Source organism: Microbaculum mangrovi, from assembly GCF_051390635.1.
In the GTDB taxonomy this organism is placed as follows: domain Bacteria; phylum Pseudomonadota; class Alphaproteobacteria; order Rhizobiales; family Tepidamorphaceae; genus Microbaculum.
Genome location: NZ_JBPODT010000001.1, coordinates 749,734 through 775,004 on the forward strand (window position 1 = coordinate 749,734; position 25,271 = coordinate 775,004).

General features: G+C 67.7%; 31 protein-coding genes. 18 read left to right on the top strand and 13 right to left on the bottom strand.

The window, feature by feature from the left end:
• Nucleotides 1–92: 92 nt before the first annotated feature.
• On the top strand, nt 93–1,343 hold the full coding sequence (locus tag ACSF9G_RS03590; RefSeq protein ID WP_436638434.1) for a multidrug effflux MFS transporter: 1,251 nt from the start codon (nt 93–95) through the stop codon (nt 1,341–1,343).
• Between the two features lie 63 nt (nt 1,344–1,406).
• Here ACSF9G_RS03590 and ACSF9G_RS03595 read toward each other — a convergent pair whose 3' ends face one another.
• The gene (locus tag ACSF9G_RS03595; RefSeq protein WP_436638436.1) at nt 1,407–2,315 is read right to left on the bottom strand and encodes a branched-chain amino acid aminotransferase; all 909 of its coding nucleotides are present in this window, start codon (nt 2,313–2,315) and stop codon (nt 1,407–1,409) included.
• 208 nt (nt 2,316–2,523) lie between these two features.
• On the opposite strand from ACSF9G_RS03595, the gene ACSF9G_RS03600 reads away from it, so the two are divergent.
• From ACSF9G_RS03600 to ACSF9G_RS03610, 3 genes are read left to right on the top strand one after another with little or no spacing between them, the layout of a single operon-like run.
• Nucleotides 2,524–3,069 (top strand): MarR family winged helix-turn-helix transcriptional regulator, encoded by a 546-nt coding sequence (locus ACSF9G_RS03600; RefSeq protein WP_436638438.1) that lies wholly within the window; start codon nt 2,524–2,526, stop codon nt 3,067–3,069.
• A gap of 49 nt (nt 3,070–3,118) precedes the next feature.
• The gene (locus ACSF9G_RS03605; protein WP_436638440.1) at nt 3,119–3,856 is read left to right on the top strand and encodes a response regulator; all 738 of its coding nucleotides are present in this window, start codon (nt 3,119–3,121) and stop codon (nt 3,854–3,856) included.
• A 27-nt stretch (nt 3,857–3,883) separates the two neighbouring features.
• Entirely contained in the window at nt 3,884–5,260 is a 1,377-nt protein-coding gene (locus ACSF9G_RS03610) for an ATP-binding protein (protein ID WP_436638442.1), read from the top strand.
• On the opposite strand, the gene ACSF9G_RS03615 is transcribed toward ACSF9G_RS03610, so the two are convergent.
• Nucleotides 5,257–5,994: an AraC family transcriptional regulator gene (locus ACSF9G_RS03615; protein ID WP_436638444.1), complete on the bottom strand. Its 738-nt coding sequence runs from the start codon at nt 5,992–5,994 to the stop codon at nt 5,257–5,259. The genes ACSF9G_RS03610 and ACSF9G_RS03615 overlap by 4 nt on opposite strands.
• Before the next feature lie 99 nt (nt 5,995–6,093).
• Between ACSF9G_RS03615 and ACSF9G_RS03620 the strand changes: the two genes are divergently transcribed.
• Nucleotides 6,094–7,287 carry an MFS transporter gene (locus ACSF9G_RS03620; protein WP_436638446.1) on the top strand — a complete coding sequence of 398 codons (1,194 nt, stop codon included), beginning with the start codon at nt 6,094–6,096 and terminating at the stop codon, nt 7,285–7,287.
• Nucleotides 7,288–7,294: 7 nt separating this feature from the next.
• Here ACSF9G_RS03620 and ACSF9G_RS03625 read toward each other — a convergent pair whose 3' ends face one another.
• The 6 genes from ACSF9G_RS03625 to ACSF9G_RS03650 form a co-directional block, all read right to left on the bottom strand.
• Nucleotides 7,295–7,645 (bottom strand): tRNA-binding protein, encoded by a 351-nt coding sequence (locus ACSF9G_RS03625; RefSeq protein WP_436638448.1) that lies wholly within the window; start codon nt 7,643–7,645, stop codon nt 7,295–7,297.
• A 53-nt stretch (nt 7,646–7,698) separates the two neighbouring features.
• Entirely contained in the window at nt 7,699–8,403 is a 705-nt protein-coding gene (locus tag ACSF9G_RS03630; protein ID WP_436638450.1) for a TetR family transcriptional regulator, read from the bottom strand.
• A gap of 70 nt (nt 8,404–8,473) precedes the next feature.
• The gene (gene proC, locus ACSF9G_RS03635) at nt 8,474–9,292 is read right to left on the bottom strand and encodes a pyrroline-5-carboxylate reductase (RefSeq protein ID WP_436638452.1); all 819 of its coding nucleotides are present in this window, start codon (nt 9,290–9,292) and stop codon (nt 8,474–8,476) included.
• The gene (locus ACSF9G_RS03640; RefSeq protein WP_436638454.1) at nt 9,289–9,789 is read right to left on the bottom strand and encodes a type III secretion system chaperone family protein; all 501 of its coding nucleotides are present in this window, start codon (nt 9,787–9,789) and stop codon (nt 9,289–9,291) included. Before ACSF9G_RS03640 ends, proC begins: the two co-directional genes overlap by 4 nt.
• Before the next feature lie 285 nt (nt 9,790–10,074).
• The gene (locus tag ACSF9G_RS03645) at nt 10,075–10,422 is read right to left on the bottom strand and encodes an accessory factor UbiK family protein (protein WP_436638456.1); all 348 of its coding nucleotides are present in this window, start codon (nt 10,420–10,422) and stop codon (nt 10,075–10,077) included.
• Nucleotides 10,423–10,610: 188 nt separating this feature from the next.
• A complete protein-coding gene (locus ACSF9G_RS03650) occupies nt 10,611–10,823 on the bottom strand; it encodes a cold-shock protein (RefSeq protein WP_436638458.1) in 213 nt (70 codons plus the stop codon).
• A gap of 624 nt (nt 10,824–11,447) precedes the next feature.
• On the opposite strand from ACSF9G_RS03650, the gene lgt reads away from it, so the two are divergent.
• From lgt to ACSF9G_RS03685, 7 genes are all read left to right on the top strand, one after another.
• Nucleotides 11,448–12,272, top strand: a complete 825-nt coding sequence (gene lgt / locus ACSF9G_RS03655) for a prolipoprotein diacylglyceryl transferase (protein WP_436638460.1) — start codon at nt 11,448–11,450, stop codon at nt 12,270–12,272.
• Nucleotides 12,269–13,348 (top strand): class I SAM-dependent methyltransferase, encoded by a 1,080-nt coding sequence (locus tag ACSF9G_RS03660; protein WP_436638462.1) that lies wholly within the window; start codon nt 12,269–12,271, stop codon nt 13,346–13,348. The genes lgt and ACSF9G_RS03660 overlap by 4 nt, the downstream gene beginning before the upstream one ends.
• 168 nt (nt 13,349–13,516) lie before the next feature.
• Nucleotides 13,517–14,296 (top strand): peptidoglycan editing factor PgeF, encoded by a 780-nt coding sequence (pgeF, locus tag ACSF9G_RS03665; protein WP_436638464.1) that lies wholly within the window; start codon nt 13,517–13,519, stop codon nt 14,294–14,296.
• A gap of 6 nt (nt 14,297–14,302) precedes the next feature.
• Nucleotides 14,303–15,454 carry a M24 family metallopeptidase gene (locus tag ACSF9G_RS03670; protein ID WP_436638466.1) on the top strand — a complete coding sequence of 384 codons (1,152 nt, stop codon included), beginning with the start codon at nt 14,303–14,305 and terminating at the stop codon, nt 15,452–15,454.
• Between the two features lie 62 nt (nt 15,455–15,516).
• Nucleotides 15,517–16,587: a hypothetical protein gene (locus ACSF9G_RS03675; protein WP_436638468.1), complete on the top strand. Its 1,071-nt coding sequence runs from the start codon at nt 15,517–15,519 to the stop codon at nt 16,585–16,587.
• An 83-nt stretch (nt 16,588–16,670) separates the two neighbouring features.
• Nucleotides 16,671–16,883 (top strand): GDCCVxC domain-containing (seleno)protein, encoded by a 213-nt coding sequence (locus ACSF9G_RS03680; protein WP_436639654.1) that lies wholly within the window; start codon nt 16,671–16,673, stop codon nt 16,881–16,883.
• 129 nt (nt 16,884–17,012) lie between these two features.
• Nucleotides 17,013–17,945, top strand: a complete 933-nt coding sequence (locus ACSF9G_RS03685; RefSeq protein WP_436638470.1) for a ribose-phosphate pyrophosphokinase — start codon at nt 17,013–17,015, stop codon at nt 17,943–17,945.
• A 40-nt stretch (nt 17,946–17,985) separates the two neighbouring features.
• Here the strand turns inward: ACSF9G_RS03685 and ACSF9G_RS03690 are convergent, their stop codons facing one another.
• From ACSF9G_RS03690 to ACSF9G_RS03700, 3 genes are all read right to left on the bottom strand, one after another.
• Nucleotides 17,986–18,378, bottom strand: coding sequence for a VOC family protein (locus ACSF9G_RS03690; protein WP_436638472.1), 393 nt, complete (start codon nt 18,376–18,378; stop codon nt 17,986–17,988).
• A 72-nt stretch (nt 18,379–18,450) separates the two neighbouring features.
• Complete coding sequence (locus ACSF9G_RS03695) at nt 18,451–19,146, bottom strand: SDR family oxidoreductase (protein ID WP_436638474.1); 696 nt, start codon at nt 19,144–19,146, stop codon at nt 18,451–18,453.
• Nucleotides 19,147–19,205: 59 nt separating this feature from the next.
• Nucleotides 19,206–19,826 carry a glutathione S-transferase family protein gene (locus ACSF9G_RS03700; RefSeq protein ID WP_436638476.1) on the bottom strand — a complete coding sequence of 207 codons (621 nt, stop codon included), beginning with the start codon at nt 19,824–19,826 and terminating at the stop codon, nt 19,206–19,208.
• A 245-nt stretch (nt 19,827–20,071) separates the two neighbouring features.
• On the opposite strand from ACSF9G_RS03700, the gene ACSF9G_RS03705 reads away from it, so the two are divergent.
• The 5 genes from ACSF9G_RS03705 to ACSF9G_RS03725 are packed head-to-tail and all read left to right on the top strand — an operon-like array spanning nt 20,072 to nt 23,447.
• Nucleotides 20,072–20,728, top strand: a complete 657-nt coding sequence (locus tag ACSF9G_RS03705) for a 50S ribosomal protein L25/general stress protein Ctc (RefSeq protein ID WP_436638478.1) — start codon at nt 20,072–20,074, stop codon at nt 20,726–20,728.
• A gap of 38 nt (nt 20,729–20,766) precedes the next feature.
• Nucleotides 20,767–21,381, top strand: coding sequence for an aminoacyl-tRNA hydrolase (pth, locus tag ACSF9G_RS03710; protein WP_436638480.1), 615 nt, complete (start codon nt 20,767–20,769; stop codon nt 21,379–21,381).
• A gap of 4 nt (nt 21,382–21,385) precedes the next feature.
• On the top strand, nt 21,386–22,483 hold the full coding sequence (gene ychF, locus ACSF9G_RS03715; protein ID WP_436638482.1) for a redox-regulated ATPase YchF: 1,098 nt from the start codon (nt 21,386–21,388) through the stop codon (nt 22,481–22,483).
• A 14-nt stretch (nt 22,484–22,497) separates the two neighbouring features.
• Nucleotides 22,498–22,971 carry a MaoC family dehydratase gene (locus tag ACSF9G_RS03720; protein ID WP_261615499.1) on the top strand — a complete coding sequence of 158 codons (474 nt, stop codon included), beginning with the start codon at nt 22,498–22,500 and terminating at the stop codon, nt 22,969–22,971.
• Nucleotides 22,971–23,447, top strand: a complete 477-nt coding sequence (locus ACSF9G_RS03725; protein WP_261615553.1) for a MaoC family dehydratase — start codon at nt 22,971–22,973, stop codon at nt 23,445–23,447. The genes ACSF9G_RS03720 and ACSF9G_RS03725 overlap by 1 nt, the downstream gene beginning before the upstream one ends.
• A gap of 73 nt (nt 23,448–23,520) precedes the next feature.
• On the opposite strand, the gene ACSF9G_RS03730 is transcribed toward ACSF9G_RS03725, so the two are convergent.
• Nucleotides 23,521–24,066 carry an adenine phosphoribosyltransferase gene (locus ACSF9G_RS03730; RefSeq protein ID WP_436639656.1) on the bottom strand — a complete coding sequence of 182 codons (546 nt, stop codon included), beginning with the start codon at nt 24,064–24,066 and terminating at the stop codon, nt 23,521–23,523.
• Nucleotides 24,067–24,153: 87 nt separating this feature from the next.
• Between ACSF9G_RS03730 and ACSF9G_RS03735 the strand changes: the two genes are divergently transcribed.
• Nucleotides 24,154–24,351 carry a hypothetical protein gene (locus tag ACSF9G_RS03735; RefSeq protein WP_261615497.1) on the top strand — a complete coding sequence of 66 codons (198 nt, stop codon included), beginning with the start codon at nt 24,154–24,156 and terminating at the stop codon, nt 24,349–24,351.
• An 18-nt stretch (nt 24,352–24,369) separates the two neighbouring features.
• Here ACSF9G_RS03735 and ACSF9G_RS03740 read toward each other — a convergent pair whose 3' ends face one another.
• Entirely contained in the window at nt 24,370–25,245 is an 876-nt protein-coding gene (locus tag ACSF9G_RS03740; RefSeq protein WP_436638485.1) for an S-methyl-5'-thioadenosine phosphorylase, read from the bottom strand.
• Between the last annotated feature and the right edge of the window lie 26 nt (nt 25,246–25,271).

Below are 25,271 nucleotides of genomic sequence, written 5' to 3' on the forward strand. Positions count from 1 at the left end.
TCCCGTTCAATAATCGACCCGGATCAACGTCCGTCCGTGCGTCGGGTCTGGTGCACGGATTCCCGAAACATGAAACTGATCGACGCGCCCACATGACACCACGCGCCGCCGGCAGCGCCAACGCGTTCTCGCTCCCGTTCGCCGAGTTCGTGGCGATCATCGCGATGCTGATGGCGCTCACCGCGCTCTCGGTCGATATCATGCTGCCGGCCCTGCCGATGATCGCCGACGACCTCGCCGTCGCCGATCCCAACGACCGGCAGCTGATGATAACCGCCTACATGCTCGGCTTCGCGGCGGCCATGCCGGTCTACGGCCCGCTGTCGGACCGGTTCGGGCGCAAGCTGATCCTCACCGTCGGCCTCGGCATCTTCGTGCTGGCGTCGCTGGGCACGCTGCTGGCGGATTCGTTTTCCTCCATGCTGCTGCTGCGGGCCCTGCAGGGCATCGGCTCCGCGTCGCCGCGCATCGTCGGCATCGCCGTCGTGCGCGACAAGTTCGAGGGCCGGGACATGGCCCGCGTCATGTCCTTCGTCATGATCGTCTTCATCATCCTGCCGATGCTGGCCCCGGCCATGGGCAGCGGCATCCTGGCGCTGGGCAGCTGGCACCTGATCTTCGTCGCCCTGCTGCTGTTCAGCTTGGCGATCGCCGTCTGGGTGCAGGCCCGGCTTCCCGAGACGCGGCCGCCGGAGGAACGCGAACCTCTGTCGGTGCGGTGGCTGGGCCATGCGCTTTACCGGACGGTCTCGAACCGCGAGACGCTCGGCTACACCATCGCCACCGCGTTCATCTTCGGGCCGCTGCTCGCCTACATCAATTCGGCGCAGCAGATTTTCGTCGAGTCATTCGAGACCGGCGAGCTGTTCCCGCTGTTTTTCGCGATGATTTCGGCGTCGCTGGCCGTTGCCGCGTTTATGAACGGCCGGCTGGTCGTCCGGATCGGCATGCGCCCGCTCTCGCATGCCGCGCTCATCGGCTTCGTCGTGATCGCCGCCACGCATCTCGCCGTGGTGTTGATCTACGGCCACTCGCCATCGGTCTGGCTGTTCTGCGCCTTCCTGGCCGCCAACTTCTTCTGTTTCGGCATGATGATGCCGAACTTCAACGCCATGGCGATGGAACCGCTCGGCAACATCGCCGGCGTGGCCGCCTCCTTCGTCGGCGCGATCACGACGGCCGGCGCGACGGTCTTCGGCTGGTATGTCGGCCTTCTCTACGACGGAACCGTGGTGCCGCTGCTCTCGGGATTCCTGGTTCTCGGCACCCTGGCGCTGATTACGGTTCTGATCACCGAGCGCGGCCGCCTGTTCAAGCCGCATCACGCGGCGCCGGCCGAATAACAAAACGGCGCGGATCCCACCGGGGACCCCGCGCCGTCCGGCCTTAGCCGTTTCGCAAATCGGTCAGCGAACCGCCGCCGCCATCTGTTTGGCCGGCTGCTTCGGCTGAACTTCCTCGCTGTAGTCGTTCATCAGCGTCAGTGTGATGTTGCCGGGCGTGAAGGTGTAGGGCCCGATCTCGGAGACCGGCGTCACTTCCGCCGCCGTGCCGCAGATGAAGCACTCCTCGAACCCTTCCATCTCTTCCGGCTTGATGTGCCGCTCGACCAGCTGGTAGCCGCGCCGCTTGGCCAGATCGATGACGGTGCGCCGGGTGATGCCGTCAAGGAAGCAGTCCGGCGTCGGCGTGTGCAGAACGCCGTCCTTGACGAAGAAGACGTTGGCGCCGGTCGCCTCGGCCACGTAGCCGCGCCAGTCGAACATCAGCGCGTCGGCAAAGCCCTTCTTCTCGGCCTTGTGCTTGGAGATCGTGCAGATCATGTAGAGGCCCGCGGCCTTCGACTTGCACGGCGCGGTGCGCGGATCGGGACGCCGGAACTCGGCGATATCGAGCCGGATGCCCTTGGCCCGCTGCGCCGGATCGAAATAGGACGGCCACTCCCACACGGCGATCGCCAGATGGATCTTGTTGTGCTGGGCCGACACGCCCATCATCTCGCTGCCGCGCCAGGAGACCGGGCGCACATAGGCGTCGGAATAGCCCTGCTCGCGCAGAACGGCGTTGCAGGCGTCGTTGATCTCGTCGACGGAATAGGGGATCTCGAAATCCAGCAGGCGGGCCGACTCGTGCAGCCGACGGGTATGCTCGTCGAGCTTGAAGATCTCGCCGCCATAGGCCCGCTCGCCCTCGAATACGGCGCTCGCATAGTGCAGCCCGTGGCTGAGAACGTGCAGATTTGCGTCCGTCCACGGCACCATGCGGCCGTCATACCAGATGACGCCCTCACGCTGATCGAAGGGAAGAGACGACATGACTTACTCCTTGGCGTTGCCCGATTGCGCCCCAATCCCTTGGCAGGCGGCATGGGCTTTGCGTGTTGATGCGACAATCGGTATCTTCCGCCTGAACAGGCCAGTCAATAGCGGGTGCGCTATCGTTTAGCCTTGAACGGCGATCGCGGCGACCGATTATTTCGCAAACGATCGTCTATCCGTAACAATCGAAAAAAATTATGTCAATATGGCTGACGTAAATTTCAGTCGCCTAGCGGCGGAACAGGACCGGCAAGCGGAGAGCGGGGCGGAGTCCGCCGACACCAGTCTGTTCGACCTGGTGGAACTGCTGTTCTTCGCCTACCGCGATTTCATCAGCGACCCGGACGCGATCCTCGACGAATACGACTTCGGCCGTGCCCATCACCGGGTGCTGCATTTCGTCAACCGCAACCCGGGCCTGAGCGTCGCCGAACTCCTGGATATCCTGAAGATCACGAAGCAGAGTCTCGGGCGCGTATTGAAGCAGCTCGTCGACGAGGGGTTCGTGTACCAGCAGGAAGGCCCATCCGACCGGCGCCAGCGTTTGCTGTTTCCGACCGAACGCGGTCGCGCGCTCGCGCTGCGGCTGGCCTCGCCCCAGTTCGCGCGATTCGCCGCGGCGATCGCGGCGACGAGCGAGGCCGACGCCGATGCGACGCGGCGCTTCCTGATGGCCATGGTCAATCCGCGCGAACGCGACAAGGTCGCCGCCTTGTTGAAGGGCAACCAGGGCTCGCGGCAGAATGACTGAAACGAGCCCCCGCGAACCGGGACACGGGGGCGACCGGAGGTCCGCTGACATGGTAGCTGGCGATACGACGAGTGAACGCGTACCGGCCGCGAAGGGCCGCGCGACGGTGCCGGAAGACACCGCGCCGCACCTTTTAGTGGTCGACGACGACCGCCGCATCCGCACGCTGCTGTCGCGCTACCTGGTCGAGAACGGCTATCGGGTCACGACCGCGGACACGGCCGCGGAAGCGCGACGGCGGCTCAACGGCCTCACCTTCGATCTGATCGTGCTCGACCTGATGATGCCCGGCGAGTCCGGAATCGACTTCGCCGCAGACCTGCGGACGTCCTCCGATGTGCCGATCCTGATGCTGACGGCCCGGTCCGAGCTCGAGCATCGCATCCAGGGCCTGGAAGCCGGCGCCGACGACTATCTGGCCAAACCCTTCGAGCCGCGTGAGCTGTTGTTGCGGATCGCCTCGATCCTGCGCCGCCAGTCGCGCGGCCAGCCGGTCGAGGAGACGGTGTGCTTCGGCCCGTTCTCGTTCCATCTCGGCCGCGGCGAGCTGAAGTGCGGCGACGAGATCGTCCGGCTGACGGAGCGCGAGCGCGATCTCCTGCGCATCTTCGCCACGCAGCCCGGCGAGACGGTGTCGCGGATCGACCTGGCCGCCAGCGCCAATGGCAGCGAACGCGCCGTCGACGTCCAGATCAATCGCCTGCGTCGCAAGATCGAGACCGATCCCGGCAACCCGATACACCTGCAGACCGTCCGCGGCATCGGCTACCGGCTGCAGATCGACTGATCGCAACGGAGCGCCCCCGGAGCCGCAATGGCATCGATCACCGACATCGCCCGCCCCGCCCGCGCCGGCCGCAACATCTGGCGCTGGTTCTGGCGCGGCGTGGCCAACCTGATGCCGAAGGGCCTTTTCGCCCGGTCGCTGCTGATCATCATCCTGCCGATCGTCCTCCTGCAGGCCATCGTCGCCTTCGTTTTCATGGAACGCCACTGGCAGCAGGTCACCGCGCGCCTGTCCGAGGCGGTGACCCAGGAGATCAGGGCAATCATCACCGTGTACGAGAATTTCCCGCGGGACGCCGACAACCAGAAGCTGGTGCGCCTCGCCGCCGACGACTTCGGCCTGTCCATCTCGTTCCTGCCGCCCGACCCGTTGCCCCCCGCCGGCCCCAAGCCGTTCTTCTCCCTGCTGGACCGGACGCTCAGCGAGGAGATCACCCGTCAGATCGGCCGGCCCTTCTGGATCGACACGGTCGGCAAGTCCAATCTCGTCGAGATCCGCATCAAGCTGGACGACGCGGTGCTGCGTGTGTTCGCCCGGCGCAGCCAGGCCTACGCCTCGAATTCGCATATCTTCATCGTCTGGATGGTGGGCGCCTCGCTCGTGCTGCTCGCCGTCGCGGTGGCCTTCCTGCGCAACCAGATCCGGCCGATCCTGCGACTTGCCGAAGCCGCCGAGACCTTCGGCAAGGGCCGCGACGTCGAGGATTTCCGTCCGCGCGGCGCCCGCGAGGTGCGCCAGGCCGCCCTCGCCTTCCTCGAGATGAAACGGCGCATCGAGCGCCAGATCGAGCAGCGCACGACGATGCTTGCCGGCGTCAGCCACGACCTGCGGACGATCCTGACCCGCTTCAAGCTGGAGCTCGCGCTGCTCGGCGACTCGCCCGAGATCGAGATGATGACGGCCGACGTCGACGAGATGCAGCACATGCTCGAGGAATACATGGCATTCGCCCGCGGCGATTCCGGCGAACAATCGGAACCCGTCGACGTGCCCGCCCTGCTCGAGACGCTGAAGTCCGACGCCGAGCGCTCCGGCCACAAGGCCACGGTCAGCTATTCCGGCGAACCGACGGTGACGGCGAAGCCGCAGACCATGAAGCGCGGCCTCGCCAACCTCGTTGACAACGCCTGCCGCTATGGCGACGAGGTCAGGATTTCCGGCGTGCGCGGCGACATGTGGCTGACCGTGATCATCGAGGACAACGGACCGGGCGTTCCCGAGGAACTCCGCGAGGCGGTGTTCAAGCCGTTCTACCGGCTCGACGACTCGCGCAACCAGGAAAGCGGCGGCACCGGCCTGGGCTTGGCGATCGCCCGCGACGCGGTGCGCAGCCACGGCGGCGACATCACCCTGTCCGACAGCCCGCTGGGCGGCCTGCGCGCGACCGTGCGGCTGCCGGTCTAGGGAGCCGCGCCGAAATACCGTCCGGGCGTTACGCCGAACTCGCGCCGGAAGGCGTGGATGAAGGCGCTGGTGCTGTCGTACCCCGCCTCCAGCGCGACGGCCGTCACCGGCTCGCCGGCGGCGAGCCGCTCGATGGCGCCCAGCAGCCGCAGCCGTCGCCGCCACGCCCCGAAGCTCAGGCCCGTGTCCGCCGCGAAACGCCGGGCGAAGCTGCGCCGCGCCATGCCGGCCGCCACCGCCCAGTCGTCGAGGCCGCGCCTGTCGGCGGGATCCTCCATCAGCAGCCCGGCCACGCGGGCGAGCCGCTCGTCGGTCGGTTCCGGCAGGTTGAGCGGCATCACCGGACCGGTCCTCAGGTCCGCTATCAGCAGCGCCAGCAGGTGCGGCCGGGTGCCGTCGGCCACCGGCCCCTCGACAAGCCGCACGATCAGCTCGCGCATCAGCGCGCTGACGCCGAGCACCGCGAAGCTGGCGACGAACGGCAGGCGCACACTGTCGGAAATATAGACCGTCCGCATCGCCACCTCGGTCCGGCAGAAGACCTCGTGCGGCTCGCGCGCCGGCATCCACAGCGCGCGTCCCGGCGGCACCACCCAGGTCCCGCCGCGTGCCTTGACCCGCATCGCCCCGCGCTTGGCGAACACGAGCTGGCAGAAGGCGTGCGCGTGCAGCGCGATGACGTGGCCGCGCGGATAGTCGTTGGCCCAGGTCTTGATGTCCGGCAGGTCCGACATTGGCACGAATTCGACACTGCCGGACCGGATTGCGCAAGCGGGCAACACACCCCGGTGCTAGGCTGAGGCCGAATTCGCCTGTTTCGCCGAGCGACCCAGATGAACCGGACCCTGCGCTTCGTCAACATCGCCCACTTTCTGGATCACTACTTCCTGCTGATCTTCCCGACGGCGGTGCTGGCGATCCATCCCGCCTGGGGCATGAGCTATGGCGAGGCGCTGGCGCTCGGCACCCCGGGGTTCATCGCCTTCGCGCTGTGCACCCCGCTGGCCGGCTGGCTGGGGGACCGCTACGGCGACAAGCCGCTCATGGTCGCCTTCTTCCTCGGCCTCGGCCTGTCCTCGATCGCCACCGGCATGGCGGCGGGGCCGATAACGCTGGCGCTCGGCCTGACGGGCATCGGCGCCTTCGCCTCGATCTATCATCCCGTCGGCACGGCGATGATCGTGCGGCTCGCCGCCCGAACCGGCCGCGCGCTCGGCGTCAACGGCGTCTACGGCAATCTCGGCGTCGCCGCGGCCGCCGGCGCCACCGGCCTGCTGGCGGGCTATCTCGGCTGGCGCGCGGCATTCTTCGTGCCGGGCGCGCTGACGGTACTGCTCGGGATCGCGTTCGCATGGCTGCCGGCGGTCGTGCTGGACGCCGACGGCACCGGCGGGCCGAAATCGTTCGAGGCGACAAACGGCGACCGGCTCCGCGTGCTGGCCGTCGTGTTCGTCGCCAGCCTGTTCGGCGGCATCGCCTTCAACGGCGTCACCGTCGCCCTGCCGAAGATCTTCGAGGAACGCCTTACCGGTGGCCTCGATGGCGCGTCCGGCGTCGCGGCGATCGGCGCCTATGCCTCGCTGGTCTTCGCGCTCGCCGCCTTCACGCAGCTTCCGGTCGGCCGCCTGCTCGACCGGATCGGCGCCAAGCCGATCATGGTCTCGCTGACCGGACTGCAGGCCGTCCTGTTCCTCGTTCTGGCGCAGGTCGACGGCGCCCTCGCCGTTCTGGTGTCGGTGCCGCTGATGCTGGCGGTCTTCGGCGAGATCCCGGTCGGCGCCTGGCTGATCGGGCACTACGTGGGGCCGGCCTGGCGCTCGCGGGTCTACTCGGTCCAGTTCCTGCTGACGCTCGGCGTCAGCTCGGGCATCGTGCCGATGATCGCGGTACTGCACGAGCGCACCGGCTCGTCGACGGCGCTGCTGATGCTGCTGGGCGGCGCGATGGTGGTGGTCTTCGCGATGTCGCTGGTGCTGCCCGGCGGCGCGCGCTCGCCACGCGCGGCACCGCAACCGGCCGCGGAGTGAGGTCGCGTCAGTACAGCCGGCCGCCGTTTGGCACCAGACGCCCGGGCCGGATCAGCACGACCTCGCCGTCCTCGTCGGGAAAGCCGAGGGTCAGCACTTCCGACATGAACTTGCCGATCTGGCGCGGCGGGAAGTTGACGACGGCGGCCACCTGCTCGCCGAGAATGCTCTCGGGCGTGTAGTGCCTGGTGATCTGCGCCGAGGTCTTCTTGGTGCCGATCTCCGGCCCGAAGTCGATCCACAGCTTGATGGCCGGCTTGCGCGCTTCCGGGAAAGGCTCGGCCTGGACGACGGTGCCGACGCGCACGTCGACCTTGAGAAAGTCATCAAAAGCGATGAAGTCCGCAGGATCGGTCATGGTCGCCCCCTCCAGGCAAGGCGCCTAGCACGGTCCATGCCGGCGCGGCAAGATCAGATGCCGCCGCCGTATTCCTCGTCCGGCTCCGGACCCTCGTCATAGCGGCGCCGCCGACGGCGACGGCCGCGGCGCACCCGGTCGATGGCGTCGGCGAAACTCGCCAGCCCCTCGAGCCGGCGCATCCAGCGACCGCCCTCGGTCAGCCTGCGGTCGAGCTCGACCATGGTGCGCGCCATGCCCGGATCGTCGTCCCTCAGCCAGACCCGCAAGGTCCGCCCGAAGGCGACGGCGAGCCCCTGCGCGCCGACCATGCCGAGCCGCCCGCTTGTATCGATGCCCGCGGCCTCGAGCATCCACACCATCGACCGAACGGCGATGGGGTTCATCGCGATCAGGTCGCCGGGCCGCCGCTCGAAGCTCCTGGCGATCGACCGCACCGCGTCCTTGTAGGGCATCAGCGCGTCGAAGCGTGTCATCAGCACGTCGAACAGCCGCTCGCGCGCCGGCTCGTCGGTCAGCTCGGGATCGAGCGCGTCGAGCACCGCCTGGTCGATGCGCCGGGTGAAGGCGGCGAGGATGTCGGTCTTGCCGTCGAAGGCGGCGCGAAGCGCCGACAGCGACACGCCCGCGCGCGCGGCGATATCGGTGAGCCGAACTTCGTCCCAGGGCTGATCGGCAGCAAGGTCGAGCGCCGCGTCGACGATGTCGTCCGGCGTCTTCGCTTTCTGGGCTTTCGATTTCGTGGTCTTTCGGGCCATCGGCACCTCCGGCACCGAAAGATAGGCCATGGCGCCAGACACGCAAGGCGGCGATGCGCCGCGACCGGCCCTAGCCCGCCAGTTCCTTGCCGCGTTTCGTGGCGGCGGCGACCGCGTCGGTCATCAGTTCTCGCAGCCCCGCCTCGCCCATCAGGACCCGGAGCGCGGCCTCCGTGGTGCCCCCCGGCGAGGTGACGTTCTTGCGAAGCGTCGCGGGGTCGAGATCGGAGCGATTCAGCAGTTCGCCGGCCCCGGAAACGGTGACACGGGCGAGTTGCATGGCCAGGTCGGCCGACAGGCCCGCCGCCACGCCTGCCTCGGCGAGGCACTCGGCGAGCAGGAACACGTAGGCCGGTCCGGAACCCGACACCGCCGTCACGGCGTCCATCAGCGCCTCGTCGTCGATCCAGGCGACCGCGCCGCAGGCTTCGAGCAGCGAGGACGCCGCCGCGCGCTGGCTTGCGTCGACTTCGCCGTTGGCCACGCACACGGTAATGCCGCGCCCGATTGCGGCCGGCGTATTCGGAATCGTGCGGATGATCGGCTGGCCGGGCGGGAAATGCCGGGCGAGATTGGCGATGGTCTTGCCGGCGGCCACCGACACCACGGCGCAGGCCTCGGGGATGCGCGCCGCGACGCCGCCGAGCACGTCATCCATGACCTGCGGCTTCACCGCGATAACCGCGATCTGCGGCGGCGTGGTCGAACAGACCGGATTGAGATGAAATCCCTTGCCCGCGGCAAGCGCCGACAGTTCGGCGGAGGGCGCGGGATCGAGGACCGTCAGACTGGCCGGCGGCAGGCCGCGCGCAAGCCAGCCTTCCAGCATCGCCCCGCCCATCTTTCCGGCCCCGACGAGCACGACCGGGCCGAGCGTCTGGAGACTCACGCGTGCCCCGCGGTCTCGAACAGGGCGGACTCAATCGCCTCGTTGGCGGTTTTGCCGGCCCAGACCACGAACTGGTAGGCCTGGAAGTAGCGCTCGCAGGTGTCGACCGCGGCGTCGAGCAGCGCCTCGCACTGGCGCGGGCTCGTCTCGGTTCCCACCAGTGGCAGCGCGTGGCGGAAAATCACCACGCCTTCCTGGGCCCACAGGTCGAAGTGTCCGATCCAGAGCTGCTCGTTGATGCGCGCCATCAGGTCCATCACCTCGCGCCGGCGCGCGTCGGGAACCTTCAGATCGAAGGCGCAGGCGAGATGCAGCGCTTCCAGATCGTCCATCCAGGTGAAGGAGATGTGATAGTCGGTCCAGTTGCCGGTGACCGAAATGGTAATCTCGTGATCGCCCGATCGGTCGAAGGACCAGTCGTTGAGCGCAGCGATCTGCTCGATCGTATCGACGGGGTTGATCAGGCGTTCGGTGCCGAAATCGACGACGAGTGTCATGGCCTGTCCTCTCGGTCGTTGGGCGTGAGCGGAGCAACCGGACCGTATGCCGCCGGTCCGGTAGAAACAAAAACGGGCCGGCAAGGGCCGGCCTGGTGATCGGGCGAAGAGGCGTGTTCCGGGGCCACTTCCCGTCGGGCGTATCGTCGCGGCACAGAGGCGAATCGCGGCATGGGGCCAATATATCGTGGCCGGAACAGGGTCGGCTACTTGTTATGGATGTTTTCCGTTAACACCCTGTTAACGATGACGCCTTCGATCCGTCACGAGGCCCGCCACCCCGCCCTACTCCTTGGATTTCGCGGCGGACGAATTTCTTGTTGAAGCCGGCTTGCGCGTCGTCGCCTTCCGGGCGGCGGCCTTCTTCGGCGCCGCCGGCGGTTCGATGCCCGCAGCCGTTTCCAGCGCGGCGATACGGCTCTTCAGCGCCTCGTTTTCCTCGCGCGCCTTGGCTGCCATCGCCTTGACGGCTTCGAACTCCTCGCGCTGGACCACATCGAGGTCGCGCAGCACCTTCTCGGCCTGGGTGCGCACGACGGTCTCGACTTCCGAACGAACGCCCTTGGCAACACCGGCCGCGTCGGTCATGAAGCGCGCGAACTCGTCGAGGATGCGATTGCTGGACTGCGGCATGCTGGTTTCGAGCGATCTGCGCCCGACTCCCTGTTGTCGATTCGCTTTACAGACAATGGGCACACCACTGCCGGAGTTCAAGACGACGGCCGAAGCACCGCGAATGCGTCTTTAGTTGCGCCCGCCAATGCGAACGCCGCCGGATCGCTCCGGCGGCGTCGCGACGTTTCTTTGATCGCTTGAGGCGATCAGGCCAGCTCGATACCGACGGCCTGGGGCCCACGACCGCGCCGATCTTCCTCGATTTCGAAACTCACCTTGGTGCCTTCGTCGAGGGCCGGCAGACCGGAACGCTCAAGTGCAGTAATGTGCACGAACACGTCCTTGCCGCCCTCTTCCGGCGTGATGAAGCCGAAGCCGCGCGAATGATTGAAGAACTTCACGGTGCCATTTTGGCGCATGGGAAACTCCTGTCCCGAATTCCGTCGAATTCAAACCAAAGACCCGGGCCGCGACGTCCGGCCCGGCAATCTCAGACATTCGGGATAGGTAACCATTCACCCCCCTAGGAGGACAGTCCTGACCGAAATCCTGAGGGTACGTCCCACCGCGGGCCGTACCGGCGTATCTCCTATGGCAGCGCAATGCGGCATCCGCAAGGCATGTCCCCTAACGAAAGTTACGAACATCTTTCGTTGGCTGCGGATTTTTTAGGTAGAGGTAAACCGGCAACATATCAACTGGCACAACCGGAACGGGAGAGTTTCGGGCGATGCGCGGGCAATTCCTCCGTCTTCCCGGGGCCGTTTCGCGCCGATCCTCTTCGTCACCGCTCCGGCCGACGGGCGCTGGTTGCGCCGTTCGCTTTCCGGCGTGGCGCGTTTCGGAGCCGGCCTGACGATCTCGACGCGTCTTTGCAACGCGCGCCTTCACCGTCCCTCGGCATCGGCACACCCCGGTAGTGTCGCGGATCCCCCCGACCCATGCCCTTGCCTCGCCGTGCGCACACCCCTAAAGCTCTGGCACCCGTTTGATCGCGCTCGGCCGGGCACACAGCCCGGCGCAACCCGCCGCCGGAGGCCCAGATGCCTGTATTCGTCCTGCCATTCCCGGCGATCGATCCCGTCGCCATCGCGCTCGGCCCCTTCGCCATCCGCTGGTACGCGCTCTCCTATATTGCCGGAATCCTGTTCGCCTGGTGGTACATGCTCCGCCAGGTCGCCAACGCGCGTCTTTGGGGTGGCGTCTCGCCGCTTGAAAAGCGCGACGTCGACGACCTGATCCTATGGACCACGCTCGGCGTCGTTCTGGGCGGTCGCCTCGGCTACGTGCTGTTCTACAATCCGACCTATTTCGCCGCCAACCCCGCCGAGATCCTGCAGATTTGGACCGGCGGCATGTCGTTCCACGGCGGTTTTCTCGGCGTCGTGCTCGCGGTGCTGCTCTTTGCGTGGTGGCGCGGCCGCCCGGTCTCGGCGATGGCCGACATCTCGGCGGCGGCGGCGCCCATCGGCCTGATGCTCGGCCGCATCGCCAATTTCATCAACGGCGAGCTCTGGGGCCGGCCCGCCGACGTACCGTGGGCGATGGTGTTCCCGCTCGCGGGCCCCGAGCCGCGCCACCCCAGCCAGCTCTACCAGGCGTTGATGGAAGGGCTGATCCTGTTCCTGGTGCTCCGGCTGCTGACCCATCGCTACGAGAGCCTGAACCGCCCGTGGCTGACCACCGGTACCTTCCTGATCGGCTATGGCATCGCCCGCATCGTCGGCGAGCAGTTCCGCATGCCCGACGCCCATATCGGCTTCCTATGGGGCGGGCTCACGATGGGCATGCTCCTGTCTCTGCCGATGGTGCTGATCGGCCTCGCCGTCGTCGCCTTCGCCCTTAAACGGCCGAAACGCACGGCATGAAAGCGCTCGAGGCGCTCATCCGCGAGCAAATCACGAAAGACGGGCCGCTGCCGCTGGAGCGCTACATGGCGCTCTGCCTCGGCCATCCCGAACACGGCTACTACATGGCGAAGCCGGCGATCGGCGCCGCCGGCGACTTCACCACCGCCCCCGAGGTCAGCCAGATGTTCGGCGAGATCGTCGGCGCGGTGCTTGCCCACGGCTGGCAGGCGATGGGCTCGCCCGCCCCCGTCCGGCTGGTCGAGCTGGGCCCGGGCCGGGCAACGCTGATGCTCGACATGCTGCGCACCTTCAAGGTGCTGCCCGCGTTGATCGAGGCCGTCGACATCCATCTGGTCGAGACCAGCGCGCGCCTGCGCGCCGCCCAGGCATACCGCCTGACCGAAGCCGGGCTCTCCGCCACCTGGCATGAATCGATCGACACGGTGCCTGCCGGACCGATGCTGCTGGTCGCCAACGAGTTCTTCGACGCCCTGCCGATCCGTCAGCGCATCATGCGCGGCGGCGAATGGCGCGACGTGATGGTCGGCATCGGCGCCGGCGACAGGCTCGCCTTCGTCGACGGTCCGGCCGGTCCCGGCGAAGATATTCCCGGCGGCCTGCGCGACGCCGCCGAGGGAACGATCCACGAGGACTGTCCCGCCGCCCGCGAGATCGCCGGCAGGATCGGCGCGCGGCTTGCGACCGATCCCGGCCTCGCCCTGATCGTCGACTACGGCTTTCGCGAGCCCGCCCACGGCGACAGCCTGCAGGGCCTGCGCGGCAAGGCGTTCGCCGATCCGCTGGAAGCCCCCGGCGAGGCCGACCTCACCTCCCATGTCGATTTCGCCGCGCTCGCAAAAGCCGCGACGGCGACCGGCGCCGCCGCCTTCGGACCGATCACCCAGGGCTCGTTCCTGACCGCGCTCGGCATCGGCCTGCGCGCCGAGCGGCTGCGCGCGTCGGGCGCCGCCGCCCAGGACCTGACGCTTGCACTCGAGCGCCTCACCGGCGCCGGCGCTATGGGCACCCTGTTCAAGGTGCTGGCCCTGGCCTCGCCCGGCCTGGCCGCCCCGCCGCCGTTCGAGGATCGGTGATCCGCCGCCCCCCGGAAGGAAACACGGCAGGAAGAATGGCAGGAAACGCGGCAGCACATACCGCGCGTTTGACACGTTCCCCACTTCGCGCCACCGTCCCCGCCGCCCCGAACGCCATGACCGCACCCCATTCGAAAGCCACATCGCCGCCCAGGAAGATCGACGCCCATGAAGATTGAAGCTGACGCCCTCGCCCTGCCGGGCATCCGCCACGGCTTCTTCACCCGCCACGGCGGCGTCTCGGAGGGCGTCTACGGCAGCCTCAATATCGGCCTCGGCTCGAAGGACGATCCCGCCCGCGTTCACGAGAACCGGGGCCGCGTCGCCGACGCGATGGGGGTCTCCCGCGACCGGCTGGTGACGCCCTGGCAGTATCATTCCGACGTCGCGCTGGTCGTCGACAGGCCCTGGGCCGAAGACGACCGCCCCGAAGCCGACGCCGTCGTCACGGCGGTGCCGGGGCTGGCGCTCGGCATCTCGACGGCCGACTGCACGCCGGTCCTGTTCGCCGATCCGGTCGCGAAGGTCGTCGGCGGCGCCCATGCCGGCTGGCGCGGCGCGCTCGCCGGGGTGCTCGAATCCACCGTTGCGGCGATGGAGCGGCTCGGTGCCCGGCGCGAGCGCATCGTCGCCGTCATCGGGCCGACGATCTCGCAGGCGAACTACGAGATCGGCCACGACTTCCGCGACAACTTCCTTGCCGCCGATCCCGCCAACGCGCGCTACTTCGCCGAACCGGAAAGGTCCGACGGCGGCGCGACAAAGCCGCATTTCGACCTGCCGGCCTATGCCGCCAACCGGCTCGGGCACGCCGACGTCGGCACGGTGGTCGATCTACGCCGCTGCACCTACGCCGAAGAGGACATGTTCTTTTCCTTCCGCCGCACCACGCATCGTCGCGAGCCCGACTACGGTCGCCTGATCGCCGCGATCGCGCTGGAGGCGTGAGCGCCGATGGCCCTGCATTTCGACGAAGCGGAGTTCACCGCGCGCCGCCTGCGGCTCGACGCGGCGCTGGAGGTCGCCGGCCTCGACGGTCTGCTGATGTTCGCCCAGGAATCGATGTACTGGCTGACCGGCTACGACACGTTCGGCTTCTGCTTCTTCCAGTGCCTCTATGTGGGCACCGACGGCACGACGGCGCTGCTGACCCGCTCGGCCGACCTGCGCCAGGCGCAGCGCACCTCGAACATCGCCGACATCCGCATCTGGACCGACGCCGCCGGCGCGACGCCTGCCGGGCAGCTCAAGGACATGCTCGCCGCGCTCGGCGCCCGGGGCAAACGGCTCGGCGTCGAGTATGAGAGCCATGGTCTCGTCGCCGCCAACGGCCGTGCCGTCGACGCGGCCCTGGACGGCGTCTGCACCCTCGAGGACGCCTCGCGGCTCGTCACCCGTCTGCGCGCGGTGAAGTCACCCGCCGAGATCGCCTATGTGCGCAAGGCCGCGGAACTGGGCGATGCCGCCTATGACGCAGCCCTCGCCGAGATCGCGCCCGGCGCAGACGAAGGCGCGGTGCTGGCCGCCATGCAGGGCGCGGTCTTCGCCGGCGGCGGCGACTATCCGGCCAACGAGTTCATCATCGGCTCCGGCGCCGACGCGCTGCTCTGCCGCTACAAGGCGGGCCGGCGCACGCTCGACCGGCAGGACCAGATCACGCTGGAATGGGCCGGCGTCTACCGCCACTATCACGCGGCGCTGATGCGCACCGTGTGCGTCGGCGCGGCGAGCGATCGCCACGTCGCGCTTCACGCCGCAGCGCTGGAAGCGTTGCGGGAGGTGGAGGCGACCATCGCGCCGGGCCGCACCGCCGGCGAGGTCTTCGACGCCCACGCCCGCGTCATGGACGCCCACGGGCTCGAACAACACCGCCTGGCCGCCTGCGGCTACTCGCTGGGCGCCAAATTCACCCCGTCCTGGATGGACTGGCCGATGTTCTACACCGGCAACCCCTGGGTTCTGGAGCCGGGAATGGTGATGTTCGCGCACATGATCATCATGGATTCCGACACCGGAACCGCCATGTGCCTCGGCCGCACCTCGCTGGTGACGGAATCCGGCGGCGAACCGTTGTCCACGGCCTCGCTGGACCTCATCGTCAAATAGCGATACGAACCGCAGACGGCGCGGGGCCGTAACACGCGGATAAGGCGTCGACGGTCAGGAGCATGGTTTCCCTAGCAACAACAACCGGATTGCGCCGGACGGCCCTGCTGGGCCTCGCGATCGTCGCGGGCCTGCTCGGCGGCTGCCAGACGAACGGCCCGGCGACCGGAACCCCGCCGACCGCTGAAGCGACGCCGCCGGTCGGCCAGGAATCGGCCGCCGCCAAGACGGCACTCGCCTTCGAGCCGGTCGTCGGCATTCCCGAGGATCGCGCGACCGTGCTGGCAACCGAACTCGGCGCCGGCGCCGCCGCCAGCAACCTGCCGATTATCGGCCGCGACAAACCCGACGTGACGTTCCGCATCAAGGGCTACTTCAATGCCGTGGCCCAGGGCGGAACGACCAAGGTCAGCTACGTCTGGGACATCTTCAACGCCGAAGGCACTCGCGTACACCGGATCTCGGGATCCGAATCCGTTCCCGCCGCCCTGCCCGACCCCTGGTCAGGCATTCCGGACGAGACGCTGAAGAAAATGGCCCGCCAGACGGTCGACGAGCTGCGCAGCTGGCTCGATAGCGGCGCGCCCACCACCGCGCTCGCCAGCGACCCGCCGCCGCCCGGCGCCGGGTCCTCCTACGCCGAGGCCCCGACCGCGGGAACCCGGGCCGGCCTGACCAAGACGCAGGCGATGGCGACGGGACGCGGCGGACGGATTCCCGACGCCGCGGCGCTCCACTCGGCTGCGGCGGCGGACGCCGCCGCCATGCCCGAACCGCCGCGGTTCACCTACTTTCTGTCGGACGTGGCCGGCGCGACCGGCGACGGCGCCAAGGCACTCACCTACGCCCTGTCGGGCCAGCTCGAGGCCGCCGGTGGCGCCCGGGTCGCCACCCCGCGGGACGCCGACTACGTGATCGGCGGCGAAGCCACCGTCGCCCCGCCCGTGCGCGGCAGCCAGATCGTCGCGATCATCTGGTCCGTCGCCGATCGCGGCGGCAAGGCACTGGGCAGCGTCCGCCAGATCGCCAAGTTCGCGCAGGGTGCGCTCGACGCCGCCTGGGGAACTTCCGCCGACACGGCCGCGGCATCCGCTGCCCCGGGCGTGCTGGCGCTGATACCGCAGGAGCAGTAGACTGGGGCCGTCACGGCCACGCCCGCGACGGATTTCGCACGGACGGCGTCGTGCAAGCAGCGGAGACGGATATGTCCGGGGCGATGCACCACACTTCGACCCTCACATGCCCGAAATGCGGGCACCGGCAGACCGAGCAGATGCCGGACAACGCCTGCGTGTACTTCTACGAATGCCGTGACTGCCACACGCTGTTGCGGCCCAAGCCCGGCGACTGCTGCGTGTTCTGCTCCTATGGCGACGTCCCATGTCCGCCGATACAGGCCGGTGACGGTACGGCATCGCGGTGTTGCTGACCGGCCCGCGACGACACTGGTCCCGATTCCCGTTTGCACCTTGTCCTAGGCCTTGCTATTTAGCCCGCGCCGCGCGGTCGTCCCGCCGACCCCGCAATTCCTTCAGCGGCCATGGGCTTGGGAAAAAATATGAAACTCGTCGCAGGCAACTCGAACCGGGCCCTCGCCGAGGCGATCGCCGCCTATCTGAATTCGCCTCTCACCCGATGCCAGGTGCGGCGCTTCGCCGACATGGAAGTGTTCGTCGAGATCCAGGAGAACGTCCGTGGCGAGGATGTCTTCGTCCTCCAGTCGACGTCGTTCCCGGCCAATGACAACCTGATGGAACTGCTGATCATCACGGATGCGCTGCGCCGCGCCTCGGCCAAGCGCATCACCGCGGTGATCCCCTATTTCGGCTATGCCCGCCAGGACCGCAAACCGGCCGCCCGCACGCCGATCTCGGCGAAACTGGTCGCCAACCTGATCACCCGCGCCGGCGCCGACCGCGTGCTGACCATGGATCTGCATGCCGGCCAGATCCAGGGTTTCTTCGATATCCCGACCGACAATCTCTACGCCTCGCCGGTCATGGTGCGCGACATCAAGGAGCGCTTCGACCTTTCCAAGCTGATGGTCGTCTCCCCCGATGTCGGCGGCGTGGTGCGCGCGCGCGGACTGGCCAAGCGCATCGACGCCCCGCTCGCCATCGTCGACAAGCGCCGCGAGCGTCCCGGCGAATCCGAGGTCATGAACATCATCGGCAATGTCGAGGGCATGACGTGCATGCTCGTCGACGACATCGTCGATTCCGGCGGCACCCTGTGCAACGCCGCCGACGCGCTGCTTGCCAAAGGTGCAACGGGCGTTCACGCCTACATCACCCATGGCGTCCTGTCCGGCGGCGCGGTCGCCCGCATCACCGCCTCGCGGCTGGCCGAACTGGTGATCACCGATTCGATCCAGGCGACGGAAGCCGTCCGGGTCGCCCACAACATCCGCGTCCTGTCGATCGCGCCGCTGATCGGCGAGGCGATCGGCCGGACCGCCAGCGAAGAGTCGGTGTCGAGCCTGTTCGACTGACCCCCTTCGCCGCCGGTCGCCAGCGGCTGTCCGCGACCGGTTAGCCGGTCGCGTAGCACACCGCCTGCAGCTTGTTGCCGTCCGGGTCGCGCACATAGGCGGCATAGTAGGTGTCGCCATAGTGCGGGCGCGGCCCCGGCTGTCCTTCGTCCATTCCCCCGTGCTGCAACGCGAGCTCGTGAAAACGGTGCACCTGCTCGCGGGTCTCGGCGACGAACGCCACATGCGTCCCGTTTCCCCATGTCGCCGGGCGTCCGTCTTCCGGCGTGTAGATGTAGATGGTCGGCATCCGGCCGTCCCTCTCGTAGGCGGGCGGCGCGCCGGCTGGCTTGGCCAGGCGATCGAAGCCCAGAACGCCCAGAACCGCGTCGTAGAAGCGGCCGGCGCGTTCGCTGTCGTTGGTCCCCAGGGTGATGTGGCTCAGTGCGGACATGCAAGTCTCCTAGCGAAGGTGTTTCCCGTCGTTGTTACGACAGGTCTCCTGACAAGGCGCCGTTAGGAGCGTTCAGTGAGACGTCGGCTTCACCAGGATTTCCGACACGTCCACGTGAGCGGGCTGCGACACCGCGTAGAGGATCGCGTTCGCCACGTCCTCGGCCTTGAGCGCATCGGGTTTGGGGGCCTCGAAGAAGGGCGTATCGACCATCCCCGGCTCGACCAGCGTGCAGCGCACCCCGGTGCCCTCGAGTTCGTCGATCAGGTTGTATCCGAGCCCGGTCACCGCCCATTTGGTCGCGCCGTAAATCGACCCCTTGATCGTGCGGCGTCCGGCGCGTGATCCCAGCAGCAGGATGTGGCCCCGGCGTTTGCGGATTTCGGGCAGGCACACCTTGGCCGTCAGCGCCAGCCCGTAGAAATTGGTGAGGATCATCTCCCGCCAGTTGTCCGGGTCGCCGGTCTCGATGCCCGCCGCCGTCGAGCCGATGCCGGCATTGGCGAGAACCACATCGATCCGGCCGAACGCGGCAAGCGTCGCCGCGACCATCGCCTGCTGGGCGGCGTGGTCGGCGACGTCGCAGGCAACCGCAATCGCCCTCTCAGGTCCGCCGAGTTCCTCGGCCAGCGCGGCAAGCCTGTCGGTGGAGCGCGCCGCCAGCGCAACCCGATAGCCGGCCGCGACGGCCGCGCGGGCCGTGGCCGCGCCGATGCCGGACGAGGCACCGGTGATCAGGAAGGTCTTCGTGGGTTGCGTTTCCGACATCGTACTCCTCTCGTCTGTTGTCCCTTTGAATCCGTTGAATCCGGCGGCGCGCGCCTGCGTCACGTCAGCGGCAGCATCACGTGTTCCCGGAAGGCTGGCCTTTCGGCGAGGCGCGCGTACCACGCCTCGACGTTCGGCAGATCGGGACGTTTGATATCGAGCCCGAAATACCGGTAGGTCGCGCATCCCACCGGGATGTCGCCCATCGTCAGCCGTTCGCCCGCCACATGGTCGCGGCCTTCCAGCGCGGCGTCGAGCAGGATGAACGCCCGGCCAAGCGCGATGACGCCGGCCTTGATCGCCGCGTCGTCGCGCTGCTCCGGGGGTGTCCTGATCAGCCCCCAGAATACCGTGCGCATCGGCGCGTTCAGCGTGCTCGCCGTCCAGTCCATCCAGCGGTCGGCATTGGCGCGAACCGCCGGATCGGTCGGCCAAAGCCCGCCGTCGTCGTATTTCGCCGCGAGGTACCGGACGATCGCGTGCGACTCCCACAGCACCACGTCGCCGTCGCGGATCGTCGGCACCAGCCGGTTCGGATTGAGCGCGGCATAGTCCTCGGTATCGACCACCCCGTAGGCGCCCCCGGCATCGTGGCGCACATGCGCCAGGCCGATCTCACCCACCGTCCACATCACCTTCTGGACGTTGATCGAATTGGTCCGGCCCCATATTTCCAGCATCGCCATCTCCGTTCCGGCACGCGGTTGCCCGCGACCATGCGCCGTGAAACGGCGTTTGTCACGTAACGCGAGGTCATGGCCACCGGGTCGCGGGCCGCCCGGTCACGGACTGCCGTCGCGGCTTCTTGCCTCCAGGCCCCGCCTGCCTTATAAGCCCTCTCGCGTGCCCGTCCGCACCCCTGGAGGAGACGGGCAACCGGAGCCGGCCCGATTGGTCGGCCCTTTCATTTCGAGGAGACTACGACATGTCAGCGACCGTTTCGCTCAAGGCGGCGGCGCGCGAACGGGTCGGCAAGGGGGCCGCCCGTGCCGAACGTCGCGCTGGACGCATTCCCGCCGTTATCTACGGCGGCAAGGAATCTGCCACCCCCATTACGCTCGACCACAAGGAAATCGCCCTGAAGATCAAGGGCGGGCACTTCCTGACGACCGTGTTCGAGATCGACGTCGACGGCAAGAAGGTTCGTGCCCTGCCGCGCGACTTCCAGCTCGATCCCGTCAAGGATTTCCCGGTCCACGTCGATTTCCTGCGCCTGACCAAGGGCGCCACGATCGCCGTCGAGATTCCGGTGAACTTCGTCAACGAGGAAGACAGCCCCGGCATCAAGCGCGGCGGCGTCCTCAACGTGGTGCGCCACGAGATCGAGGTGAACGCGCCGGCCGACGCCATTCCCGACGAAATCGTCGCGGATCTGACCGGCCTCGACATCGGCGACTCGCTGCACATCTCGGCGATTGCCCTTCCGGAAGGCGTGACGCCGACCATTACCGACCGTGACTTCACCGTCGCCACAGTTGCCGCCCCGGCCGCTCTGAAGAGCGAAGAGGAAGCGGCGGCCGAGGAAGGTGCCGAGGAAGGTGCGGCTGCGGAAGCCAAGGCTCCGGAAGGCGAGTCCGAGTAAGGATCGCCTGCCGGCCCGCCGGACAGGTGATCGGGCTCATGGTGCTGATGGTCGGCCTCGGAAACCCCGGGCCGAAATACGAAGGCAACCGCCACAATATCGGCTTCATGGCCATCGACGCCATCGCCGACCTGCATCGTTTTTCCGGCTGGCGCAGCCGGTTCCAGGGTCAGGTCGGCGAGGGATCGCTTGGTGATACCCGCGCCATGCTGCTGAAGCCGATGACGTGGATGAACGAGTCCGGACGCTCCGTCGGCGAGGCGATGCGCTGGCTGAAGAAGACGCCGGGCGAGGTGATCGTGTTCTACGACGAGCTCGATCTCGCGCCCGGCAAGGTCCGCGTGAAGACCGGCGGCGGCGCTGCCGGTCACAACGGCATCCGCTCGATCATTTCGCATATCGGACCGGACTTCAAACGAGTGCGCCTGGGTATCGGCCACCCCGGCCGCAAGGAGCAGGTTCAGCGTCACGTCCTGTCCGATTTCTCCAAGGCGGACAAGGACTGGCTTGGCCCCCTCCTCGTTGCCGTCGCCGACAACGCGCCACGTCTGGCCGCCGGCGACGATTCCACATTCATGAACAGGGTCGCCATCGCGCTCGGCAGTCAGGACAAGGCCGACAACGGGCGCGCGGCGGGTAAAGCGGAGAGCTGATCGCATGGGCTTCAAGTGCGGTATCGTCGGACTTCCCAACGTCGGCAAGTCGACGCTCTTCAATGCGCTGACCCAGACCGCGGCGGCGCAGGCGGAGAACTATCCCTTCTGCACCATCGAGCCGAATGTCGGCGAGGTCGCGGTCCCCGATCCGCGCCTGAGCGAGCTTGCCCGTATCGGCAAATCCGCCGAGATCATCCCGACCCGGCTGACCTTCGTCGACATCGCCGGCCTCGTGCGCGGCGCCTCCAAGGGTGAAGGGCTCGGCAACCAGTTCCTCGGCCACGTCCGCGAGGTCGACGCCATCGCCTTCGTCGTGCGCTGTTTCGAGGACGAAGACGTCACCCACGTCGAGGGGCGCATCGACCCCCTCGCCGATGCCGAGACCATCGAGACCGAGCTGATGCTCGCCGATCTCGAGAGCCTCGAGAAGCGGCTGCCGACGCTCGATAAGCGGATCCGCGGCGGCGACAAGGAAGCCAAGCTCTCCTTCGAGCTGGTGAACCGCGCGCTGGAGAAGCTGCGCGACGGCAAGCCCGCCCGCCTGGTGGAGATCGCGGACGAGGAACGCAAGGCCTTCGAGGCGCTCAACCTCTTGACCTCCAAGCCTGTTCTCTATGTCTGCAACGTCGACGAGGCATCGGCGGCGACGGGCAACGCGTATTCCCGCAAGGTCGAGGAGCGCGCCGCCGCCGAAGACGCGGCCTGCGTCGTCATCTCCGCCAAGATCGAGGCCGAGATCGCGCTGCTGCCCACCGACGAGCGCGCCGAGTTCCTGGAAACCCTCGCGCTGGAGGAGCCGGGCCTCAACCGGCTGATCCGCGCCGGCTACGACCTGCTGCACCTCGTGACCTTCTTCACGATCGGCCCCAAGGAAGCGCGCGCCTGGACCGTGCATCGCGGCGCCCGCGCGCCGCAGGCCGCCGGCGTAATCCATACCGATTTCGAAAAGGGCTTCATCCGCGCCGAAACCATCTCCTTCGACGACTTTATCCGCTGCAACGGCGAGACGGGCGCGAAAGAGGCTGGCAAGATGCGGCTGGAGGGCAAGGAGTACGTCGTCCAGGATGGCGACGTGTTCCATTTCCGCTTCGCGGCCTGACGGGGGCAATCGGAATGATCGGTAGCACACGAAAAGCATTCGAGGACTTCACGCCCGGCGACAGCGTCGTGTTCCACCGTACCCGGGTGTCGAAGGAGGACATCGTCGATTTCGCCGCCGATTGGGACCCGCAGCCGATGCACCTCGACGAGGAGGCCGGCAAGGCGAGCATCCTCGGCGGGCTCACGGGCTCGGGCTGGCACATGATCTGCCTGCTGATGCGCGGCATGTGCGACGGGTTCCTGATCGACTCGACGTCCGCCGGCTCGCCCGGCGTCGACGACGTGCGCTGGCTCAGGCCGCTGCGCCCCGGCGACGACCTGAGCATCCGCTACACCGTGCTGGATGCGCGCGTATCGAACAGCCGGCCCGGAATCGGCATCGTCCGTTTCCGCTTCGAGATGACCAACCAGAACGACGAGACGATCATGGTGGTCGAGAACCCGATCATGTTCGGCCGGCGCCAGCACGCGGAGGCGGCATCGTGATCTACTTCGAGGACGCCCAGATCGGCTTCAAGGCGGACATCGGCAGCCACACCTTCACCGCCGACGAAATCATCGCGTTTGCCAGCCGCTGGGACCCGCAGCCCTTCCACATCGACGCCGATGCCGCGCGCGAGAGCCTGTTCGGCGGCCTGTGCGCGAGCGGCTGGCACACCGCCTGCACATGGATGCGGCTCAATGTCGACGACCTGAATCAGCGCACCAAGGACGCCGCTGCGGCGGGTGGGCCGACGCCGAAGTTCGGCCCCTCCCCCGGCATCTTCGACCTGAAGTGGCCGCGTCCCGTCTATGTCGGCGACACCATCACCTATTCCTGGGAGATCGTGGACAGGCGCGAATCCGCCTCGCGCCCGGAATGGGGGATCGTCACCTATCTGGCCGAAGGCCATAACCAGAACGACGACCGCGTCCTCAGCTTCCACGGCCGCTTCTTCATGGGCCGCCGCCCCATCGCCTGACGCGGCCTTCCGGAGCGCCCTAGGGGGCGTCGTCGGGCGCCCCTATTCGCCCTCGCCTATTCGCCCTCGGCCCCTATTCGCCTTCGAACGCCAGCAGCGTATGGACGGTGACGCCCTTGCGGCGCAGCCGCTCGGCGCCCCCCAGATCCGGCAGGTCGATCACGAAGCAGGCCGCGACCACCTCGCCGCCGGACTTGCGGATCAGGTCGATCGCCGCATCCGCCGTGCCGCCGGTCGCCACCAGGTCGTCGACCAGCAGCACCTTGTCGCCCGGGCCGATCGCGTCGGCGTGGATCTCGACCGTATCGACACCATATTCCAGCTCGTAGTCCTGCCCGATCGTCGCGTAGGGCAGCTTGCCCTTCTTGCGGATCGGCACGAAGCCGCGGCCGAGTTCGTGCGCCACCGCGCCACCAAGGATGAAGCCGCGCGCCTCGATGCCGGCGACATGGTCGAGCGGTGCGCCGAGGAACGGCCAGATCAGCTCGTCGATCGAGGCCCGCAGTCCCGCCGGATCGGCCAGCAGCGTGGTGACGTCGCGAAACAGCACCCCGGGCTTCGGGTAGTCGGGAATCGTCCGGATCAGCGCCTTCAGATCGAGGCCCGCCCGCGTGTTGATCTGCCGTGTCATCGTACTTCCCCTTGCCTTGACGCGCCGAACACGCCAACCCTCGGCGTTGCTCTCGGGCGATTCAGGAGATCAGAAATGGAAACGAATTCCCGCGTGACGCTGACGGACATCGATATCCCGTTCGGCCGGCTCGTCGTCATCTTCATCAAATGGGGCCTCGCCGCAATCCCGGCGGCGATCATCATTTCGCTCGTCATCTCGCTCTTGATGTTCGTGTTCGCGGGCCTGTTCGGCGGCGTCGGCATGATGTTCGGCGAATTCGGCCGCTACTGAACCCGCAGCGCGCAGGCATCAGCCCTTCAGCACCCGTCCCGCCACCGCATCGAGCTTGGCGACAAGGTCCGGGTCGCGGGCCTCGGGCGGCGTGATGATCGCGGTGTCGAGCGCGCGGTCCGAGCCGATGGGACAGGGCTGGTGCTCGCGCGGGAAGTCTGTCGCCAGCCTCAGCACCAGACGGCGCGCGTTGTCGGCGTTCTCGGCGACGATCTTCAGAATCGAGGGTACGTCGACGTCGCCGTGGTCGGGATGCCAGCAGTCGTAGTCGGTGACCATGGCGACCGTGCAGTAGCAGAGCTCGGCCTCGCGCGCGAGCTTGGCTTCCGGCATGTTGGTCATGCCGATGACGTCGCAGCCCCACGACTTGTAGAGCAGCGATTCAGCCAGCGTCGAGAACTGCGGGCCTTCCATGGCCAGGTAGGTGCCGCCACGGTGGACCCGAATGTTTTCCGCCCGCGCCGCTGCCTCGACATGGTCGGCGAAACCCGGGCTCACCGGATGGGAGAAGGCCACGTGGGCGACGCAGCCGACCCCGAAGAAGCTCTTCTTGCGGGCGAACGTGCGGTCGAAGAACTGGTCGACCAGCACGAAGGTGCCCGGTGACAGGTCCTCCCGGAACGATCCGACCGCCGAGATCGAGATGACGTCGGTGACGCCGACCCGCTTCAGCGCGTCGATATTGGCCCGGTAGTTGATGTCGGAGGGGGGAACGCGGTGGCCGCGCCCGTGACGTGGCAGAAACACCAGCTCGAGGTCGCCGATCTCGCCGAAATGCAGCTGGTCCGATGGCTCGCCCCAGGGCGTCGGCACATGCTCCCAGCGCGGATTCTTCAGGCCCGGAAGCTCGTAAACCCCGGAGCCGCCGATGATGCCCAGTTTGGCCTTGGTCATTCTGTCCCCTGCCCGCTTCTCGTGTG